This is a genomic window from Mesorhizobium sp. M8A.F.Ca.ET.218.01.1.1 (assembly GCF_004791165.1).
GTDB lineage: Bacteria > Pseudomonadota > Alphaproteobacteria > Rhizobiales > Rhizobiaceae > Mesorhizobium.
Genome location: NZ_SRUZ01000005.1, coordinates 531430 through 552297 on the forward strand (window position 1 = coordinate 531430; position 20868 = coordinate 552297).

General features: G+C 58.1%; 17 protein-coding genes. 14 read left to right on the forward strand and 3 right to left on the reverse strand.

Annotated features, from left to right (window positions below; all coding sequences use genetic code 11):
- Window position 1: 1 nt before the first annotated feature.
- The 9 genes from EN861_RS21220 to EN861_RS21260 all read left to right on the forward strand — a co-directional run bounded on the left by EN861_RS21220 (window position 2) and on the right by EN861_RS21260 (window position 11208).
- Window positions 2–814: a class I SAM-dependent methyltransferase gene (locus tag EN861_RS21220; protein WP_135865381.1), complete on the forward strand. Its 813-nt coding sequence runs from the start codon at window positions 2–4 to the stop codon at window positions 812–814.
- Between the two features lie 204 nt (window positions 815–1018).
- Window positions 1019–1900 carry a glucose-1-phosphate thymidylyltransferase RfbA gene (gene rfbA / locus EN861_RS21225; protein WP_127873144.1) on the forward strand — a complete coding sequence of 294 codons (882 nt, stop codon included), beginning with the start codon at window positions 1019–1021 and terminating at the stop codon, window positions 1898–1900.
- 1 nt (window position 1901) lies between these two features.
- Window positions 1902–2456 carry a dTDP-4-dehydrorhamnose 3,5-epimerase gene (gene rfbC / locus EN861_RS21230; RefSeq protein WP_127281044.1) on the forward strand — a complete coding sequence of 185 codons (555 nt, stop codon included), beginning with the start codon at window positions 1902–1904 and terminating at the stop codon, window positions 2454–2456.
- A gap of 29 nt (window positions 2457–2485) precedes the next feature.
- Complete coding sequence (gene rfbB, locus EN861_RS21235) at window positions 2486–3556, forward strand: dTDP-glucose 4,6-dehydratase (protein WP_135865383.1); 1071 nt, start codon at window positions 2486–2488, stop codon at window positions 3554–3556.
- Window positions 3553–4461, forward strand: a complete 909-nt coding sequence (rfbD, locus tag EN861_RS21240) for a dTDP-4-dehydrorhamnose reductase (RefSeq protein ID WP_135865385.1) — start codon at window positions 3553–3555, stop codon at window positions 4459–4461. Before rfbB ends, rfbD begins: the two co-directional genes overlap by 4 nt.
- On the forward strand, window positions 4458–8108 hold the full coding sequence (locus EN861_RS21245) for a rhamnan synthesis F family protein (protein ID WP_189343690.1): 3651 nt from the start codon (window positions 4458–4460) through the stop codon (window positions 8106–8108). The genes rfbD and EN861_RS21245 overlap by 4 nt, the downstream gene beginning before the upstream one ends.
- A gap of 11 nt (window positions 8109–8119) precedes the next feature.
- Entirely contained in the window at window positions 8120–8887 is a 768-nt protein-coding gene (locus EN861_RS21250; RefSeq protein WP_189343691.1) for a class I SAM-dependent methyltransferase, read from the forward strand.
- A gap of 40 nt (window positions 8888–8927) precedes the next feature.
- Complete coding sequence (locus tag EN861_RS21255; protein WP_135865390.1) at window positions 8928–9722, forward strand: ABC transporter permease; 795 nt, start codon at window positions 8928–8930, stop codon at window positions 9720–9722.
- Window positions 9712–11208 (forward strand): ABC transporter ATP-binding protein, encoded by a 1497-nt coding sequence (locus EN861_RS21260; RefSeq protein WP_127280410.1) that lies wholly within the window; start codon window positions 9712–9714, stop codon window positions 11206–11208. Before EN861_RS21255 ends, EN861_RS21260 begins: the two co-directional genes overlap by 11 nt.
- Here EN861_RS21260 and EN861_RS21265 read toward each other — a convergent pair.
- Window positions 11105–12898: a capsular polysaccharide synthesis protein gene (locus tag EN861_RS21265; RefSeq protein ID WP_127280411.1), complete on the reverse strand. Its 1794-nt coding sequence runs from the start codon at window positions 12896–12898 to the stop codon at window positions 11105–11107. The genes EN861_RS21260 and EN861_RS21265 overlap by 104 nt on opposite strands.
- A gap of 304 nt (window positions 12899–13202) precedes the next feature.
- On the opposite strand from EN861_RS21265, the gene EN861_RS21270 reads away from it, so the two are divergent.
- From EN861_RS21270 to EN861_RS21280, 3 genes are all read left to right on the forward strand, one after another.
- Entirely contained in the window at window positions 13203–15191 is a 1989-nt protein-coding gene (locus EN861_RS21270) for a nucleoside-diphosphate sugar epimerase/dehydratase (protein ID WP_245511814.1), read from the forward strand.
- A 117-nt stretch (window positions 15192–15308) separates the two neighbouring features.
- The gene (locus tag EN861_RS21275; RefSeq protein ID WP_127279447.1) at window positions 15309–16241 is read left to right on the forward strand and encodes a glycosyltransferase family 2 protein; all 933 of its coding nucleotides are present in this window, start codon (window positions 15309–15311) and stop codon (window positions 16239–16241) included.
- A gap of 120 nt (window positions 16242–16361) precedes the next feature.
- Window positions 16362–16901 carry a sugar transferase gene (locus tag EN861_RS21280; RefSeq protein WP_127279446.1) on the forward strand — a complete coding sequence of 180 codons (540 nt, stop codon included), beginning with the start codon at window positions 16362–16364 and terminating at the stop codon, window positions 16899–16901.
- Window positions 16902–16944: 43 nt separating this feature from the next.
- On the opposite strand, the gene EN861_RS21285 is transcribed toward EN861_RS21280, so the two are convergent.
- Window positions 16945–17892 carry an NAD-dependent epimerase/dehydratase family protein gene (locus tag EN861_RS21285; RefSeq protein WP_127279445.1) on the reverse strand — a complete coding sequence of 316 codons (948 nt, stop codon included), beginning with the start codon at window positions 17890–17892 and terminating at the stop codon, window positions 16945–16947.
- 17 nt (window positions 17893–17909) lie between these two features.
- Entirely contained in the window at window positions 17910–19238 is a 1329-nt protein-coding gene (locus EN861_RS21290) for an O-antigen ligase (RefSeq protein WP_127279444.1), read from the reverse strand.
- A 481-nt stretch (window positions 19239–19719) separates the two neighbouring features.
- Between EN861_RS21290 and cysD the strand changes: the two genes are divergently transcribed.
- Both cysD and EN861_RS21300 read left to right on the forward strand, forming a co-directional pair.
- The gene (cysD, locus tag EN861_RS21295; protein WP_127279443.1) at window positions 19720–20625 is read left to right on the forward strand and encodes a sulfate adenylyltransferase subunit CysD; all 906 of its coding nucleotides are present in this window, start codon (window positions 19720–19722) and stop codon (window positions 20623–20625) included.
- A 2-nt stretch (window positions 20626–20627) separates the two neighbouring features.
- Window positions 20628–20868, forward strand: a 241-nt coding sequence (locus EN861_RS21300) for a GTP-binding protein (protein ID WP_245464436.1), incomplete at its 3' end; no start/stop codon positions are given.

The window sequence follows — 20868 nt, forward strand, 5'->3', positions numbered from 1 at the left end:
CATGTTGGAAACGGACAAACTGTTCGCCGGCTCGATTCCTGAAAACTACGACCGTTACATGGTGCCTTTGATTTTCGAGCCGTTCGCCGCGGATATCGCGCGCCGAGCCGCGGCCCTGTCGCCGGGGGCTGTCCTGGAAATCGCCGCTGGCACCGGGGTCGTCACCCGCGCATTGGCGCCAAGACTGGCCCCTGGCGCAAGCTATGTCGTGACCGACCTGAACCAGCCGATGCTCGACTACGCCGCCTCGCGACAGACACCCGACAGCCGCATCGCATGGCGCCAGGCGGATGCGATGGCGCTGCCGTTCGAGGATGCGGCCTTCGATCTCGTCTGTTGTCAGTTCGGTGCGATGTTCTTTCCAAACCGCGCCTCCGCCTACCGCGAAGCCAGGCGGGTCCTGAAGCCGGGAGGCCGGTTCCTGTTCAACGTATGGGATCGTATCGAGGAGAATGTGTTCGCCGATGATGTGACCAATGCCCTCGCGCGGATTTTTCCCGACGATCCGCCGCGCTTCCTGGCACGCACGCCGCACGGCTATCACGACAAGGCGCTGATCCGTCGCGACCTGGAGGACGCGGGTTTCTCCGATGTCGCGATCGAGACCAGAGCCGAACAAAGCCGCGCATCCTCGCCACGGCTTCCGGCCGTCGCTTATTGTCAGGGCACCGTCCTTCGCACCGAAATCGAGGCCAGGGACGCTGGAAAACTGGACGCCGCGACTGACTACGCGGCAGCCGCCATTGCCGACAGACATGGCAGTGGCGAAGTTGCCGCCAAAATCCAGGCACATGTGATCATGGCTGCGGCCTGAATGGTGGAACGTCCACCCTGCGCAATGACCGCTGTCCCGTCCTCGACAAGACGGAAAGTGCGATCAGTGGTCAGGCCTCGGCCTTGATGGCCGCTATCCAACATGGCCGACGCGTTTGTCGTATGCCGCATTGACAAGCCAATGCATGAAACCTAAGCACAGGCACACAGGGCCGGGGGGCTTTGGCATGTCGAGGAGAGCTTCTTGAAAGGAATTATCCTTGCTGGAGGCAGTGGAACGCGTCTTTATCCACTAACATTAGCAGTCTCTAAGCAAATTCTTCCCATTTACGACAAGCCGATGATCTATTATCCGCTGAGCGTGCTGATGCTCGCGGGAATACGAGAGATTCTGATCATTTCGACGCCCCGTGATCTGCCGGCTTTTCGTGGTTTGCTCGGCGACGGGTCGGAGTTCGGGCTGGCCCTGTCTTACGCCGAGCAGCCGCAGCCCAATGGACTCGCGGAAGCCTTCATCATCGGCCGCGATTTCATCGGCAAGGACAGCGTGTCGATGATCCTGGGCGACAACATCTATTTTGGCGACGGGCTATCGCAGCTTTGCCGCGTCGCGGCGTCGCGCCAGAGGGGTGCCTCGGTGTTCGCCTACCATGTCGAGGATCCCGAACGCTATGGCGTGGTGTCTTTCGACAAGGCGACCGGAACCGCGCTGACGATCGAGGAAAAGCCGCAAAAGCCGAAGTCCAACTGGGCCGTCACCGGTCTCTATTTCTACGACAATGACGTCGTCGACATCGCCCCGACCATCCGTCCTTCGGCGCGCGGCGAGATCGAGATCACGGCGGTCAACAATGTCTATCTCGAGCGCGGCCAGCTCCATGTTCACCGGCTGGGACGGGGCTATGCCTGGCTCGACACCGGTACGCATGACAGCCTGCACGAAGCCTCGTCCTTCGTGCGCACGATCGAGCATCGCCAGGGCATCAAGGTCGCCTGTCCGGAGGAAATCGCCTTCGAACAGGGATGGCTGACGGCGGACATGGTGCTGGAGCGCGCAAGCCGGCTGGGAAAGAACGAGTACGCCGCCTATCTGCGCCGGCGCGTCGTCGATCTTTCGGAGGGTTAAGATGCTGGAGGTGAGATCCCTGGGCATCGACGGGGTGCTGGAAATCGTCCCGAAGCGCCATGGCGACGCACGCGGTTTCTTCATGGAAACCTACAATGCCGAGCGCTTTTCGCAGGCCGGCATCGACCTGACTTTCGTGCAGGACAACCATTCCTATTCCGCTGCCCCGGGCGTCCTGCGCGGGCTTCACTACCAGCTTGCGCCGCGTGCCCAGGACAAGCTGCTGCGCGTTATCCGCGGCAGCATTCTCGACATCGCTGTCGATATCCGCCGCGCCTCGAAAACCTTCGGAAAATGGGTCGCCCTCGAAGTGTCGGCCGAAAAAGGCAACCAGATCCTGGTGCCGAAGGGCTTCGCGCATGGCTTCGTCACGCTCGTGCCCGACACCGAGGTGCTGTACAAGGTGACCGACACCTATTCGCCCGAGCATGATCGGTCGATCCGTTTCGACGATCCCGCCATCGGCATAGAATGGCCGTCGCTGGCCGACGGGTTCCAGCTTTCGGACAAGGACCTCAAGGCGCCGACGCTGGCTACGGCCGAGGTGTTCGCCTGATGGAGCATGTGGGGCATAAGGACGGCGGGATGAATTTTCTGGTGACGGGCGGTGCCGGCTTCATCGGTTCGGCGGTATGCCGGCATCTGTGCGCCAATCCGGCCTACCGGGTGACCAATCTCGACAAGCTGACCTATGCGGGCAACCTGGCCTCGCTGCGGCCGATCGAGAATGCCCACAATTACAGCTTCGCCCAGGCCGATATCTGTGACGAAAGGGCGGTGCTCGACATACTGCGCCGCGACGATATCGACATCGTCATGAACCTCGCCGCCGAGAGCCATGTCGACCGCTCGATCGATGGACCGGGCGCCTTCATCGAGACCAACATCGTCGGCACCTACAAGATCCTCAATGCCGCGCTCGAATACTGGCGCGGCCTGTCCGATGACAGGAAAGGCCGCTTCCGCTTCCATCACGTCTCCACCGACGAGGTGTTCGGCGACCTGCCTTTCGACGGCGGCATGTTCGTCGAGGAGACGCCCTATGCGCCGTCCTCGCCCTATTCCGCCTCGAAAGCGGCTTCGGACCATCTGGTGCGCGCCTGGCACGAGACCTACGGCCTGCCGGTCGTGCTTTCCAACTGTTCGAACAATTACGGCCCCTATCATTTCCCCGAGAAGCTGATCCCGCTCGTCATCCTCAACGCGCTCGATGAAAAGCCGCTGCCGGTCTATGGCGCCGGCGCCAATGTGCGCGACTGGCTGTTCGTCGAGGATCACGCGCGCGCCCTGGAACTCGTCGCCACGAAGGGGCATCCGGGCGAGAGCTACAATGTCGGCGGCAATTCGGAACGCACCAACCTCGCCGTCGTCGAGACGATCTGCGACCTGCTCGACACCAGGCGTCCGCGCGCGGGCGGCAGGCGCTATCGCGAGCTGATCTCCTTTGTCACCGACCGTCCCGGCCACGACCGCCGCTACGCCATCGACGCCACCAAGATAAGCCGTGAACTCGGCTGGACGCCCAGGGAGAATTTCGACAGCGGCCTTGCCAGGACCGTGGACTGGTTCCTCGACAACAAATGGTGGTGGGGACCGATCCGCGAGCAGCGCTATGCCGGCGAAAGACTGGGCGAAGCGCGCAAGGTGGGCGCGTGAGGCTCCTCGTCACCGGACGCGACGGCCAGGTCGCGGCGAGCCTGCTCGAGGCCGGCCAGGCGCGCGCGGGCGTCGAGGTCGTTGCCATCGGCCGCCCGGAGCTCGACCTGGCAAGACCCGATACCGTCATCGATGCCATCACCGCCGCCAAGCCTGACATCGTCGTGTCGGCCGCCGCTTACACGGCCGTCGACCAGGCCGAGGACGAGCCCGATCTGGCCTTTGCGGTGAACGCGACCGGCGCGGGCAAGGTGGCCGAGGCCGCGGCGCGGCTCGGCGTTCCAATCATCCATCTTTCGACCGATTATGTCTTCGACGGCAGCGCTCCCCACGCCTATGTCGAGACCGACCCGACGGCGCCGCTCGGTGTCTACGGTGCCTCCAAGCTCGCCGGCGAGCAGGCGGTGGCCGCCGCCAATCCGCGCCACCTGATCCTGCGCACCGCCTGGGTCTACAGCCCGTTCGGAAAGAATTTCGTGAAAACCATGCTGAGGCTCGCCGCCGACCGCGACGAGATTTCGGTGGTATCAGATCAATGGGGAAATCCCACATCCGCACTGGATATCGCCGACGCGATCCTGCATGCGGCCGCCATGCTGCACCGCAACAACGACGTCGCCGCGTTCGGCACCCATCATCTGGCCGGCACGGGCGAGACCAACTGGAGCGGCTTTGCCCGTCATATCCTCGACACAAGCTTGAAGTCTGGTGGTCCCTGGGCGCGGGTACGGGATATCACGACGATGGACTACCCGACCAAGGCGCGCCGCCCCGCCAATTCCCGGCTATCGAGCGCGAAATTCGCGGGCGTTTTCGCATGGACGGCGCCGGACTGGCGGGAGTCGACGGAAGAGGTGGTGCGCGGGCTGGTGGCGGGCGAGACGAGACAGATATTGAGCGCATGAACAAGCACCCATCACCCGAAAATCTGCAAGGCGCGACGCCTGACCCGCAGCCGGCCGAAGGCAGGCCAGCAAAAGCCCGCGCCAAGGCGAAGCCGGCGGCTGCAAAAGACCCCGCGACGAAGCGCACCTGCATCATGGTGCTCGGCATGCACCGCTCGGGCACCAGCGCGCTGACAAGGGCGATCAGTCTGCTCGGCGCCGAACTGCCGAAAAACATGCTTGGCGCCAATCCCTCGAACCCGGCTGGGCATTGGGAGCCGGAGCGCCTTATCGAACTGCACGACCAGATGTTGGCCGAGGCAGGAAGTAGCTGGGATGATTGGCGCGCCTTTGACCCAAGCGATTTAGGCGCGGCGCGGCTGCGTTTTTACAAAGCCGAAATAGCCCGATTGATTGACGAGGAATATGGCAGTGCGCCGCTGTTCGTCCTCAAGGAGCCCCGTATCTCGCGCTTCGTACCGCTTTACGCGGACATACTGAAACGCATGCGCATCGACGTGCGGTACGTGCTGATCGAGCGCAATCCGCTGGCTGTGGTTGCTTCCTTGGCCAACAGGGACGGATTTACGACAGGTTTCAGCTCTCTTCTTTGGTTGCGCCATGAACTGGAGGCGGAGCGCGCCACCAGGAACTATCCCCGCATCTTTGTTTCTTATGAGGCCATGCTTGGCGATTGGCGTGCGCGAATCGAGGAGATCACCAACGTTCTTAAAATCGACTGGCCACGATCAGGCATCGAATGGCAGGCATTGTTGTCCACGCACTTCTCGGCGGACCATCAGCACTTCACGGCCAGCCCGGACCTTCTTGATGCTGATCCGCGCATCGCCGACTGGGTCAAGGAGGCGTACGGGGCGCTGACGGATCTTGGTAAGAGCGGCAATGACGAAGCGGCGATGGCGCGGCTTGATGCCGTACGAGTCGCGTTTGACCGTGCAAGCTCAATCTTTGGCGATGCATCCTTCCCTGAAATGAATGTGCGCATCAAAGCGATGTCAATGGTGCAAGCGGAAGCGCAAACGCTAGCGGATCAACTCTCTCTAGAAAATGAAAAGATGGGGGCCGAGGTCGAAAGGATGCGTGCGAAGGGCATCGCGTTGGAGGCCAAATTCTCAAGGGATCTGGGGAAGGCACTGCAAGAGTCTCAGAGGACGATGGATCGAGAAAATGTGGAAGCTGAAACCCGGCAAGCGGTAGTTGCCAAGCTGCGCGCTGATATCGTCGCAAGAGATTCTGAAATTGCGCAGAAAAACTTGATTATCTCGGATGAGCAAAACAAGTTGCTGCATGCAATTGAAACAATTTCAGAGATGAAGAAAAGCAGATCGTGGAAGCTGATGGCCCCGTTTCGTGTGGCAAAAACAGTGGGGCTTTCGGCCGAGCGGTTTGTCGTAGCGAGTGGCCTGCGTAAGATGAAAAGTGCCCGCTATTTGCTAAATCGTGTGATCGTTGTTTTGAGGGACGACGGGATCATTTCTGTTTTGGAGAGAACAAGAAAGTTTATCGCGAGAAGGCGGGATGCCAAGCGGTACCAAAAGACGGATATATCTGGAACTGTGTCTTCCTTTCATTTCACAAATGAAATTGGTGCAACAAACGCTAGACGACCTCTGCCCGAACGGGATATCGCGATTCGGATGCCGCTGGCCTGGGCATCAAAGGTCGTGCTGCCGAAGAATATCGCCGTTGTAGTTCACGCATTTTACGTGGAATTGTTCCCAGAAATTCTTACGGCGCTGGAAAACATTGAGGCAGACTTCAAACTGTACGTTTCAACAACAGATGAAGAAAAAAAGCAAATTATAAGCTCCATGTGCTCAAGTCGTGGAGTGAGCAACGTAGAAATTAGAGTTTTCGAAAACAAAGGAAGAGATGTCGCCCCAAAGATTGTTGGTTTTCGCGATATCTACGTTAAGCATGATTTTTTTCTTCACTTGCACACAAAAAAATCACCGCATCTGTCTGATCTAGAGAATTGGCGGTCTTATCTGATAGGTAATCTTATTGGGTCGAAGGACATTGTTCGATCTATTTTTTCACTTTTCATGTCTGACAAAAATGTTGGGATAATATACCCTCAGCACTTTGGCCCTGTTCGAGCTATGCTTAATTGGGGGTTCGACTTCGAAGCGGCAAAAACCCTTTTGCGGCGCGCCAAATGGGACCTTAGCAAGGACAGTGTCCTGGAGTTTCCTTCTGGCTCCATGTTTTGGGGGCGGTCGGCCGCCATCAGGCCTCTTCTAGATCTAGGGCTGACGTTCGACGATTTTCCCGAAGAGGACGGTCAAGTCGACGGTACTTTGGCGCATGCGATCGAGCGCAGCTATCTACATTTTGCGGAATGCGCCGGATTTCATTGGCTAAAGATTCAGAGTGGTATTGACTCTCCATCGGAGGCGCTTCTGGCGTTGAAGAAGCCAATCGACGTCAAGCTGCTGGAGAAAATTTATGTACCACTTTTTGATGAGCCAGGACGGTCCGAGTTTTCCCTGAGTAGAAGCTACGGCGAGCTTCGTCCTTTGAGGATGACGAAGTCGAGTAACGCGAAGCCCAGAATTAACTTGCTTCTGCCCACTATAGATCCGGTGTGGATTTTTGGCGGCATATCCACCGCCTTAAAGATATTCGAGGAAATATCGTCTAAATTGTCTGATTTTGACAAGAGGATCGTGGTCCTGGATTCTCCGGTAGAAAGAAATCATTTAGAGAATTTTCCAGAATATGCGCTGGATCCTTTAGGGGGCCATGCTGTAATTTTTGATGCTTTTGATCGAGCTCTCGGCCTGGATGTTCGTAGGGATGATATATTTGTATCGACGGCTTGGTGGTCCGAATATCTTCGGACTTCAATAGCAAGTTTTCAGAAAATGGCATTTGGGCACAGCTCGGGTGCGGTGTATTTCATACAAGATTACGAGTCGAATTTTGTCCAATGGTCCTCGAGGTGGGCGATTGCAGAGTCTACATATAATTTGGCTGAGAATGTTGTCGCTCTGGTGAATTCTGAGGAGCTGTCCTCGTTTATGAATCGCAGATTTGGGTGGACAGACCAGATCGTCGTTCCTTTCCGCATCAATGAGACGATCGAGCACAAAATTAGGCCTGTCCCCAAAGAGCGGATCATCCTGTGCTATGGGAGGCCCAGTGCGGCTAGAAATTGCTTTGAAATAATCGTTGACGGCCTGTCGCTATGGCAACAGCGAAATCCTACCAGTGCCAGCAAGTGGCAGGTAGTCTTCCTTGGGGAAGATTTTGAGATGGCAAAAGTGTGGCCGGTGCAAAATAGTGCCGTTCCTGGCAAGGTCAGCCTTGAAGAATATGCTGCATATCTAAGTCGAGCGAGTGTCGGGATATCTCTGATGATATCCCCGCATCCTAGCTACCCCCCGCTGGAAATGGCTCATGCCGGACTTATCACCATCTCCAATAATTATGATACAAAGAACATCTCCGCGAGAAGTCCGAACCTAATAGGGCTTGATCACGTAACGCCCGATGCGGTCGCGGCCGCACTTGAGAAGTGCGCCCAGGCAGCTGAAGAGAATGTCGGACGCGTGGTGAAGCGAAAAGAGATACAGGAAATCCCCCTTGTCGGAAGTAGATACGACGCTGCCGAGCTTGCAGGCAGATTGCGATCATCGCTATGAATGGAGTCAAAGTGGATACATTTAATTTTCGGGGGTACGAGATTCCCATTCATCTTTTGATGTTGACGGGCGGTGGCCCTGAGACATTCGAAGAAATATCGGATAAGCATTTTTTGTCTTTGAGGAAACATGTAGCTATCGAGCCAGATCAGAAGCTTCTTGAGATAGGTTGCGGTATTGGGCGCGATGCAATCCCACTCAGTTCGTTTTTGACTTCGGGGGCTTATATGGGGGTCGACATAATTCGACCGTCTATAGAGTGGTGTGCTGACCATATTTCCAAGCGGTCGCCAAATTGCGAATTTGTTCATTTTGACGTTAAGGATCAACTTCACAATCCTCATGGGACTATCACGACAAAAGAAATTTATCTCCCAGTATCAAACGAATCTGTGGATCGAATATTTCTATTCTCTGTTTTTACCCATATGTTTGAGGATGATATAATACACTATCTGAAAGAGTTCAAGAGGTCGATTAAGAAAGATGGCCTTGTCTATGCCACCACTTTCATATTCGATGATTTGATTTTGGATAAAGCACGAGAAACTAATTTGACGATATTTGATCTTCGTTTTGAGCACCAAATTTCGGACGGTTGCAGAATTAATAATCTGACTTTTCCACTTGGTGCGGTCGCCTACACATTGGATAAATGGTTGGAAATGATTAACATTGCGGGGTTCAGGCTGCGAACGTCTGTGATCCGTGGTGGTTGGTCCGGGGCTTTCGAAAATCGGCTTGATGGACAGGACGTCCTTGTGCTTGAGCCCTCATGAAGGCGAGCCGGTGGCTTTTAACTACGGTCGTTGACGCAAGATGTTCCCAAATTTACGCGGGTTGATATTCCCCCTCGTTCGCCGAGAAGTTACCGGCCGTTATCGTGGCTCCGCGTTCGGGTTGGCGTGGTCGCTGCTCAATCCGCTGTTCATGTTGGCTGTCTACACATTCGTCTTTGGTGTGGTGATGAAGTCGCGCTGGACTATTCCCGGTCAGCAAGGCGCCACTGATTCGACAGGAGAGTATGCGGTTGTCCTTTTCTGCGGATTGATCGTTTTCCAGTTCTTTGCGGAAGTGGTCTCGCTGGCACCCGGGTTGATCGTTGCTAACGCCAACTACGTCAAAAAGATCGTGTTTCCGATTCAGATCCTGCCCTTGGTTTCTGCGGGCGCGGCGTTGTTTCATGCAGCAGTCAGTCTGCTGGTGCTGCTGGTCTTCGCGTTTATCGTTTTTGGCTATATTCCGGCTACAGTCGTTTTGGCGCCATTGGTTTTCGCGCCACTGGTCGTCATGGTTCTCGGCATCGCCTGGATATTGGCGTCAATTGGCGTCTATTTCCGTGATATGAGCCAGATCGTAGCGCCTCTTGTGACCGCAACCATGTTCCTCTCGCCGGTTTTCTTCCAGAGGACCTCGCTGCCCATATGGCTACAGCCATGGCTCTCACTGAATCCGCTAGCGATTCCCGTCGAGAGTTTCCGTGACGTAGTGCTTTTTGATATAGAGCCGGATTGGTTGGCGCTTGGCAGCTATTTGCTCGCGGCGATTGCGGTCGCGTTTCTCGGCTATCAATTTTTCCAAAAGACACGCCGGGGATTTGCAGATGTCCTCTGACAAGATCGGTGCGTCGGACGTCGCTATTCGCGTGCGCGATGTGTCTAAACACTACGTCATGTTCAACCGCCCCGAGGATCGCTTCAAGCAGATGCTCGTGCCACGGTTGGAGCGGCTGATCGGGCGTCCGCCACGCCGTTATTTCCGGGATTTCGCCGCCCTATCCGGAGTCTCCTTTGAGATAGGACGCGGCGAAACTATCGGTATCATCGGCCGTAATGGCTCCGGCAAATCGACACTGCTGCAGATCATCTGTGGCACGCTGCAGCCAACCAGCGGCTCGGTCGAGGTCAATGGCCGCATCGCCGCGCTGCTGGAGCTTGGCGCTGGGTTCAATCCCGAATTCACCGGCCGCGAAAACGTCTTTCTCAATGCCTCGATCCTCGGCGTGCCGCGCAAGGAAATGGAATGGCGTTTCGACGATATCGCTCGTTTCGCCGATATAGGCCCCTTCATAGACCAGCCGGTGAAGACCTATTCGTCGGGTATGTATGTACGGTTGGCCTTCGCCACCGCAATCAATGTTGATCCCGACATCTTGGTGGTGGATGAGGCGCTCGCTGTGGGCGACGAGGCATTCCAGCGCAAATGTTTCGCCCGCATCGAGCAAATCAAGGATAAGGGCGGCACCATTCTTTTTGTCAGCCACGGTGCGTCGACCATCGTTCAGCTGTGCACGCGGGCGATGCTTATGGATGGAGGCGAACTTATCCTGGAAGGTCGGCCAAAAGCAGTGGTGGCGCAATATCAACGGTTGGTCAGCGCCAGCACGGAGGTGGCGACAGAAATTCGCACCGGGATTAAGGCGCTCCGTGCCGTTTCGCCGACCACCAGGGCAGCAGTTACTGACAATTTCGAAAACAAGCCTTCCGCCCCCGATCCTGAAAGGCCCGCCGCTTCGCCTGCCGGAGAAGCCTCCGATGCAGTCGTCGCTTTACCGATCGAGGCCGAACCGAGCGACACCGTCAGCCAGTATGCAGATTATCATGATCCCAACCTCAAGTCGAAGTCCGCAGTTTATCTCGAAGAACGGGGTGCCCGAATTCGAGACCTTCGCGTTCTGACTCTCAGTGGTGAGGGGGTGAATGTACTGCAAATGGGAAAGCGGTATGTCTTGGAATATACCGTGTTTTTTTCGTCCGATGCAAGCGAGGTCGGCTTTGAGTTTCTGTTCAAAAATGTGACAGGCTTAGTGTTGGCGGGCTCGGACACGCACAGAGTAAAAGGAGAAAGAACCAGATTCGTCAGATCTGGTTCTGAAATGACAATAAGTTTTACTTTTAACTGTGTCATGTTGCCGGGAGTATATCTCGCAAGTGCCGGTGTGCGAGGTTTGGTCAACGACGAGTTGCGTATGCTTCACAAAATTATCGAAGGCATTCTCATCCGTGTCGCCAACGAGCCAGACCTTGCAGCAATCGGCTACGCCAACTTGGACGTAACGCCGCAGGTGGCGGTGTCGTCAGCAGAACTTCCAGAGCGTTGAGTGTCTCGACGGCCCTGGATTTGGTGTGTTCGATAACATCTAGAAGCAGGTCACGTTTGCCCCCCTCAATGAGGTTCAAGGCAGCGCCCGTGACTTCATCCTCCTTCGCGTGCTCAATCCGATAGACAAATGGCCATCCAGAGGTGGAAAGGAGGTTTGTCAGCTTCCCACCTCCGCGAATCTGATCGATCGCGATGAAGGGAACCTCATTGCGCATCGCCAGAACTGCGCCATGAAAACGAGATGTGAGCACGAGATCACAAGACGAGTATAGAGCCTCAATTTCGACAGGTGCGCGACCAGAGCGGGTCAAGTGGTGCTCTATCTCAAGCGTTCTCACTTGATATTTTGTGGCCAAGCTGTCGAGCACCCGCGCCGTAAGAGCGCTAGTGCGATCGTGAAGTGAGCTCTGGGGTCCATACTCGCCTTGCTCGCCGCGGAGCACCAATCCGACAACAAGCGGTTCATTTGGTTCACGCGCTCGCTTTGGAGTGACCCGCGAAGGCGCGAGAATGGCGACGTCCTCAAAGCGCCGACCGCCTCCTTCTCTAGCCAACACGACGTCAAACGGCTGCACGTAGTTGATATGGTCTCGGCCAAAGAGGCTTATGCTGATCCCGATTTTGCTAATCGACGGAAATCGACGAATTATCGTCTCTACAATCGGATGATCTCTGATGACCGGACCGCAAACAAAAACCAACGTGGCGTAGTCGCCCTCGGCGATTTCGTCTAGCGCCACCCTTTCGCCGGAAATTTCAAACGCGGTACTCGCTGTTAGATGCCTGAAATTCAACCCCAACGCTTTCATACGGGCAGCAACACTCTGCACTGCGAATAGGTCGCCGATAGTTCCATTGTCTTTCAGCGATCCATACCAGCACAAAAGGATAGGCGGCGCTTTGGCCGCCGTGTCAGTGACTGTGGCGTGTCGGCCGCTCGGATGTGGGATGTAACGGCCGGATGGGTGCCTGCCGAAGTTGCAAAGAAATTGGTAGATGCTTCCTTCGCGAACGGCACTGTGGTCAACTTTGTGCGTAAGCTTCAAGATCGGAATCTTGGCAAGAGATACGATCTCTCTGTCTTCTTCTGAAATCGCGCCAAGCAATCGCGTCTCATAAGGTGCGAATATATGTGGGCCGCCGGCTGATATTTTCGGCACTTGGTCCCACAACACGCGAAATTTTCTGCTATTTTGATAAGCTTGGCCAAATAGGTGATGGAACCAGAAATAGTCCGGGTCAACTGCTCGGTTCTGCCAGTGTTGATGGACCAGCCGGCGCCATTCATAAGTTAGGTAGGAGGACTGGCTGGCAGCCAAAAACCATGAAGATAGCATTCGGGAAGGGGCAGGCCGCTCGAAGGCAAAGAAACCTTCTGACATGACGCTATCAAGCCACTCATCGAGAGGCTGCAGACAATAGCAGGTAGCGTCGACCCACACTCCGCCATATCTGCACAGAAGCTCGATACGCACGATATCACTATATGCCGCATCTGAAAGCGATCTGGAGAGAAGCGAATTTGGATCGCTAACATCGGGCAAAAAGTCGGCCAAATTCCCTTTGGCCAGGATTTGGATCGTCCAGCCGGGGTTCATTCTCTCCCAAGAGTTCACACATGCTTTCACGATCTGTGGCGCTGTTTCGATGCCTTGCAGCCACAGCATCCAGATAATTTTAGGTGGCATCGTTCATCCCGTTTGCGACACGCGGCCTTAGCCTGCCTTAGCAGCGTGCATCCCAGTCCTCAACCCCGACCACGCGCAGTGCACGTTCCTCATTCTCTGCGATCCGATAGGCAATACACAGACAATGACTTGCGTGGGAATGCCAACCCAAAAAAAAACATCTGGCTATGCCCCGCGGCCCGCAGTATGCGATACAGCAGGCGGGGGCCGGAAATGCTACTTGGAAGTGTGACGGTCACGAATGGTTCTCGTGCTGACACTTTGCGGGTAGTCATGCCGACAGCCTGGAGTTTAGTACTGCCTAATGAATACTTCCCTGGAAGCTGTGTTCGGGCTCAGGCCACAGGTGCGGCGCGCCTTCATCATGGTCCAGGACGTGGTCATGGTCCTGGTCGCCGTGGCGCTCAGCCTTGTCCTGTCGCGGTCGGATCTTTCGTTCGGCGCGCTCTCCACGGAGGGCCTTGTCACCTGGGCCGGCATCGTTCTCATCAGCCATCTTCTGTTCAGATATTGCGGCCTCTACACCACGGTCTGGCGGTTCGCCTCGACGCCTGATTTCTTCAACATCCTGAAGAGCTGCGCGATCCTGACATTCGTGCTTTACGCCGTCTCGCTGGTCGTGCGCTTCTTCCAGCCTGTCGCGGGCCTCAACGAGCGCCAGTTCATCGTCTTTTTGCTCGTCTCCTTCACCATCATCTCGGCGCCCCGGCTGTTCTACCGCTTTCTGCGTGACGGCGCGAGCTGGGGTGTTCTGAACGGCAAGGCCGACACGGCGCGCGCCAAACAGGCCCTGTTCGTCGGGAGGCTGAGCGAGGCCGACCTGATCATTCGTTTCACGCGCACGGCGCAGCCCGCCGACCATTCCATCGTCGGCATCATGGCCACCGAGCACGGCGCACCGCTCGGCACGCGCATTCAAGGGGTTCCCGTGGTGGCGACCCGGCCGCGCCTGATCGATGTGCTGGAGGATTATGCGACCGGCACCAAGAGCCTCGATCTCCTGATCTTCGGCAGCGGCGCCGAGCATGAGATCGAGGAATATTCGGAGCTTGTCCGCGTCGCGCGTCACGGCGACATCGGGGTCGTGCAGTTCGCGGGGCTTTCGCAGCTGGGCCAGGAGGGAAAGCTCGTTCTCGATGCCGTCGAGATGGAGACGATCCTGCGCCGCCCGACGGTGGCGTCCGACATCGAGCGCATCGGCGCCTTCGTCGGCGGCAAGCGCGTCCTGGTCACGGGAGGCGCCGGCTCCATCGGCCGAACGCTGGTCAAGCGGTCGCTGGAGCTTGGGGCCGACGCCGTGCTGGTCGCCGACAATTCCGAATTCGGCATCTTTCAGTTGAGCCAGTATATCGACGAGAAGCACCATGACCGCCTCAAGGTCCGCATCGTCGATGTCGCGGACCGGCGCCAGATGACGCGTGTCGTCACCGAGTTCAAACCCGACATCCTCTTCCATGCCGCCGCGTTGAAGCACGTTCCGCTGCTGGAGGAGAACTGGGAATCGGCCATCCAGACCAATGTCTTCGGCACGCTTGTCTGCGCCGAAGTCGCCGCCAGGTGCGGCGTGGCGCAATTCGTCATGGTCTCGAGCGACAAGGCCGTCGATCCGACGTCCGTGCTTGGCATGACCAAGCGAGCCGCCGAACAGATCGTCAGCGCCTTGCATGGGACACCGGCCGGCGAGCCGGGCGGGCGCCGCCCCGCCACCAAGTTCATCGCGGTGCGCTTCGGCAACGTCTTCGGCAGCAATGGCTCGGTGGCGACCATATTCCAGGCCCAGATCGAGGCCGGCGGGCCGGTCACCATAACCGACCGGCGCATGACGCGCTATTTCATGACGGTCGCCGAGGCCGTCGATCTCGTCATCATGTCGGCCGCCGATGCCGCGTCGCGGCCGGCCGGCCAGGACTACGCCGTCTACATGCTCGACATGGGCAAGCCCGTGCCGATCCTCGAAGTGGCCGAAACGATGATCCGCATGGCGGGAAAAAGCCCCTATACGGACATCCCGATCCGCTTCACGGGCATCCGGCCGGGTGAAAAGCTGCACGAGACCCTTCACGGCGAAGACGAGGAACTGGTCGAGCTCAGCATCGCCAAGATTTTTGGCCTGAGCACCGATGTCGCGCAGTGGTCGGATGTCCAGGCAGCGCTTGCAGCGCTGCAGCAATCCATGAAGAGCCAGGACAAGGCGGCCTCGCTCACCATCCTGGCCGATCTCGACCGCACGACGAAGACAAGGGCGAACGCGCAGCACGACGCGGTCCCGAAGACGGCCGGGCAGGCGAGCTAAAGCAATTCCAGGAAAAGTGCGCAGCGGTTTTCCGTCCGGAATTGCGTGAAGGCAAAGATGAGCAATTCCAGGAAAAGTGCGCAGCGGTTTCCTCGCGCGGCAAGGCGTTTGACATCGGTGGATAAGACAGATCTGCGTATTGCCGTCCTGATGGCCACGAAGGATGGCGCCGCCTTCATCGACGAGCAGCTGCGGTCGCTGTTCGCGCAGTCGCATCCTCTGATCGACCTTTGGATATCCGACGACGGCTCCGTCGATGGCACGGTTGCCATCATCGAAGCCTGGAAGCCCCGTTGGACAAAAGGCCGGATAAATCTCGTGGAAGGGCCGCGGCAGGGCTTTGCCGCCAATTTCCGGTCGATGATCCTCGACCCGCGCATCGATGCGGATTGCTACGCCTTCAGCGACCAGGACGATGTCTGGGAGCCCGACAGGCTGGAAAGCGCCCTTGGCTGGATGCAGCCATTTGACGCGGCGCAACCGCTGATGTCCTGCTCGCGAACCGCGACCATGACCGAAACCGGGAGTCTGGTCGGCCATTCGCCGCTGTTCAGCCGTCCGCCGTCCTTCCGCAACGCGCTCGTCCAGAGCATTGCCGGCGGCAACACCATCCTGCTCAACCGCGCCGCGCGCGATCTGTTGGCCAGGGCCTCCACCCGCACCGGTTTCGTCAGCCACGATTGGTGGGCCTATCTGATTGTCACTGGTGCCGGCGGTGTCGTCCGCTACGATCCGCGGCCACTGGTACGCTACCGCCAGCATGCGGCGAATCTGGTCGGCGCCAATGTATCGTGGCGGGCACGGATCTCGCGGCTCGGCCGCCTGTTCAAGGGCCAGTTCGCGGACTGGACCGATCTCAATCTTGCCGGCCTCGCCGTCAATCGCGATCTCCTTACGAAGGACGCGCTGGCATGCCTCGACCTGTTCGCGAACGGTCGGCAAGGTAGCCTTTTCCAACGCCTGGGCGCGCTGCGCAAAAGCCGCGTCTATCGACAGACTTTTGCCGGGAGCCTTGGGCTCTATCTCGCCTTTGTGCTGGGTCGTATCTGAATATCGGGAGACCGCTTGGCGCGCTTGGTCAGCAAGGCGACCTCATGCTACGTCGACCGGATTGATGGGCTCGCTCGCGGTTGCCGCGTGAAGCCCTGGCAGGGAGCCCATCGGCCACTCATGACGACAGCCAAGAAAATCTTCGATCTCGCCGGTGCGGCTGTGCTGCTGGTGGCAACCTCTCCCATCCTGTTGCTCGCCATTCTTGCCGTCCGCGCATCATCGCCCGGTCCGGTGATTTTTTCCCAAACGCGGATTGGCCGCGAAGGCGCGCTTTTTCGCTGCCACAAATTAAGGACGATGTACCAGGGAACGCCATCCTTGCCCTCGCATGAAACCCCCGCGAGCGCCGTGACATCGGTTGGAAAGAGCTTGCGGAAATTCAAGCTCGACGAGTTGCCGCAGCTCTGGAACGTCCTTTGCGGCGAAATGAGCCTGGTCGGGCCGCGTCCCTGCCTGCCGACCCAGACGGAACTGATCGAATGCCGCAGGCGGCTGGGGGTTTTGCAGGCTCTGCCCGGAATGACGGGCTTGGCCCAGATCAGGGGCATCGACATGTCGAACCCGCGACTTCTGGCCGACACCGATGCCATCTATCTCAGGACCGCCTCGTTCTGGCTCGACCTTCGCATCCTGTTTGGGACACTCTATCGCGGCTGAGCAGGCCATGCTCCGGAAGCAGAAACCGGTCCTCGGATCAGGGTCAAACAGGAAGCCGGGGCCTTCGGAGCCGCGCCATCTCGGCCAGCCGCTCCAATGTCTCGGTTTCAGGCGCCCAGCCTTCCGAGGCAAGGAGCGAAGGGTCGCATATCTGGGTCGCGGTCAGGCTGTCCCAGAACGTCCGCTTGCCGAGCAGTATGGCGGCCGCCCGCATCGGTCCGGCCGGCATTGTCACCAGGCGCTTCGGTCTGCCGAAACCGCGGCGAAAGGCACCGATGATGGCAGCGACGGAAACCGGCGGCACGTCGCTGGCGGTATAGATCGGACGAAGCGGCTGCGAATGGCAAAGCAGATGCCACACCGCCCCCGCCGCCGATTGCGATGACAGCAGCGAGCGGTTTGCCGTCAGCGCGCCTGTCGGCATCGGCAGAGCCGTATCGGCGAGCCGCATCAGCGTCGCTAGGTTCCCTTTCATGCCGATCCCGTAGACCGGAGGCAGCCGCAATATGGCGGCGTCGGCACGGCCGTGCGAGGCATAGGCGCCCAATACGGCAATTTCTGCTTCGCGTTTCGAGCGCCCGTAGGCGTCCTGCGGTTCGGGGACTGTGTCTTCGTCGATCGTTGCGCTGGCACGCGCACCGATCACGGCCCGGATCGAGGAAAGATGGATGAACCGTCCGCTTGCCTGCGCGGCGGCGGCATGCGCCAGGCGCGCGCTCAATTGCGCATTGGCTGCCAGAAAGTCGCCTTCGGTGGCGTTGCCCTGGTCATTGTTCAGACCCGCGCAATGGACGATATCCGTAACATCCCTGGTCAGCGCCAGGAAAGCCGGGGCAGGTGCATCGAACGCCGGCATCGGCATGGCGTCGGAGCCCGCATCAAGTCTCTCCGGCTGGCGGGAGGCGAGGCGAAGCTCGACACCGGCCTGACGAAGCCGATGGACCACCTGGCGGCCGATGAAGCCCGTCGCGCCCGTAACCAGGACTTTCATTGTCTTGCCCGCACCGGTTACTGGACGACTGGCGGGGGGGCCAGGCTTTCCACCGCTGGTGGAAGGGCTTGCCTTTCCACCAGCGGTGGAAGGGCTTGGTCTTCCACCAACGCAGCTTGGCGGCCACAGGCAAGATATGTTCCCGACACCAGGAAGATCATAAAAACCGAGTCCAGAATGTCATGGCCGATCAGGATGCCCGTCATTCCGGCGGTCAGATAGGTGATCACGAGGGCGACGATCATGGTGGCGCCGAACCGCTCAACCGGATCGGCGCTGTCGCGAAGGACCCGGGCGGCATTTCTGGCGGCAACCACGAAGATCGCCGCCAGCGTCACCGCACCCAGGATTCCCGCTTGCACCAAGGCGGTCAGGAAGCCGTTGTGGAAATGATTGAAACCTTCATCCATCCCGAACTGATCCTGAAAACCCTGCTTGATCAAGAGCCGGGTGGCACCCACGCCATGTCCGAAAAATGGCATCTCCCGAAATGCCTTCAGCCCGATATCCCAAAGGGCGACGCGCGATCCCAAAGCTGTCGTGTGGTCACCATGGGTCAGCGCATCCCAGTCCGAGTGCAGAAATGCGACACGCCCCGCTATCGTCTGGGACCCGAAAACCGCGATCGTGGCTGCGATCGCGGCCAGCAGCAAAAGCACGCGAACGGCATTTCTCCCTCTCAGCTTCTGCTGGTTGATCAGCAGAACGGCGATACCGGTAATCAGCAGTGCCAGCCAGACGATGCGGGTACCGGAGTAGATGATGGCGATCGTTCCGCCGAGTGCAGCGCAGATAAGGGCGATCCTGTATCTCTCTATGCCAGACAGGGCAGCGGCCACGCAGGTCACCACTGCAAGGCAGAGGACCTCAGCGAACACGATCGCATTCCCGGCCCCGCCCTCGGCGCGTATGCCAAGCCGATATTGCTGATAGACCGCCAGCAGCAGCGCTCCAAAACAGGCAGCCATGCTGGCCACCACAATGATGCGGACGAGCGTTGTCTTTTGCGTAATGCTCCAGGTCGAATAGGAGATGGGAAAAAACAGAAAGGTGATCAGCGGAACAAGATGCCGCGCGTCCGTGACGATCGCGTGGTTGACGAGGGACGCCAGGACGTTGCTTGCGCAATAGGCACAGATCGCGATCGTCAGCGCCATCATCGCCCGGTCGACATTGAAGCGTCTTCTCTTCAAGGCGATCAACAGGACGGACCACAGGCCACCGCCATTGAACACGAAGCTGACCACCGACCCCAGGACCGGGGGAGAAAAGAAACAGAGAATGGAGAAGTAGATATTGATCCGCGAAGGCGTGAACTGCTGCCTTATGAATGAAAGCCGGTTCAATTTTCGGACCTGCTATTCTTGAGAAATTTTATGCGGCACATCATGTTTGGTGAAACCGAATGTGCTCGCTTCGAAATTGCCCATGCTCCATCACGCACTTGCCCGCTCTCGAAAAGCGTATAGCGGCTGGGTCGCTGTTTCGATAGTGCGCCCGGATCGATCGCCGCCGAAATCCGGCAGTTGGGGACCGTTGACTCCTGCAGCGTCCCCGCACAACTCTCTCACAGGCAATATTTTTCCTGCCTTTTCCCGACCGGAGGCCGTACAAGCAGAAATTTCCGGGTTTTGCCACAAGCATGGAAAATTCATTCCCGAACGAACCGCTGCCGGGCTCCTCCTGCATTGTTCTGGGCCGTTACGATCTGCTAGAACGCCCGCACGAAACACTTTGTCCAGAAGCGAAGCTTGAACCGGGCGTAAAAGGCTCGATGTTTTGACGTAGGATCTTCTGTTGCAAGGCACGAGAGAACGCTCACGGTCCATGATATCAGCGCTTACGCATCTGCAGCGGCTTGAAGCCGAGTCCATCCACATATTCCGCGAGGTCGCGGCTGCCTTCACCAAGCCGGTCATGCTTTATTCCGTCGGCAAGGATTCGTCGGTGCTGATGCATCTGGCGATGAAGGCGTTCTATCCGGCCAAGCCGCCATTCCCCTTTCTTCACGTCGACACCACCTGGAAATTTCGCGAGATGATCGCATTTCGCGATCAGATGGCCCAGAAGCTGGGTTTTGACCTTCTGGTTCATGTCAACGAAGACGGCGTGCGCGACAACATCAATCCGTTCGATCACGGTTCGAACACCCACACCCATGTGATGAAGACCGTGGCGTTGCGCCAGGCGCTCGACAAATACGGCTTCGATGCCGCCTTTGGCGGCGCCCGTCGCGACGAGGAAAAGTCGCGCGCCAAGGAGCGCATCTTCTCCTTCCGCAATGCCCAGCATGTGTGGGATCCGAAGAACCAGCGGCCCGAAATGTGGAAGATTTTCAACACGCGTATCGCGCAGGGTGAATCGATCCGCGTCTTTCCCTTGTCGAATTGGACCGAGCTCGACATCTGGCAGTACATTCTGCAGGAAAACATTCCGATCGTGCCGCTCTATTTCGCCAAGCGGCGGCCAGTCGTCGAACGCAATGGCATGTTGATCCTCAAGGACGATGATCGCATGAAGCTGCTCCCGGGCGAGGTCGTGGAGGACCGCCTGGTGCGGTTCCGTACGCTTGGCTGTTATCCGCTGACCGGCGCCATCGAATCCGACGCCGACACACTCGAAGCCATCGTTGGCGAGATGCTGACGGCACGCACGTCCGAACGGCAGGGTCGGCTGATCGACCGCGATGAAGCCGGTTCGATGGAGAAGAAGAAGCGCGAGGGGTATTTCTGACCATGCGCCACATCATGGCAAAGAGCCTCGCTCCAACGGACGGCGTCCGCGACTATCTGGCCGCGCAAGAGAAGAAGTCGCTGCTGCGCTTCCTGACCTGCGGTTCGGTCGATGATGGTAAGTCGACGTTGATCGGTCGGCTGTTGTCCGACACCAAGCAGATTTTCGAGGACCAGCTCGCCGCGCTCGAACGCGATTCGCGAAAGCACGGCACGACGGGCGACGACATCGACTTCGCGCTGC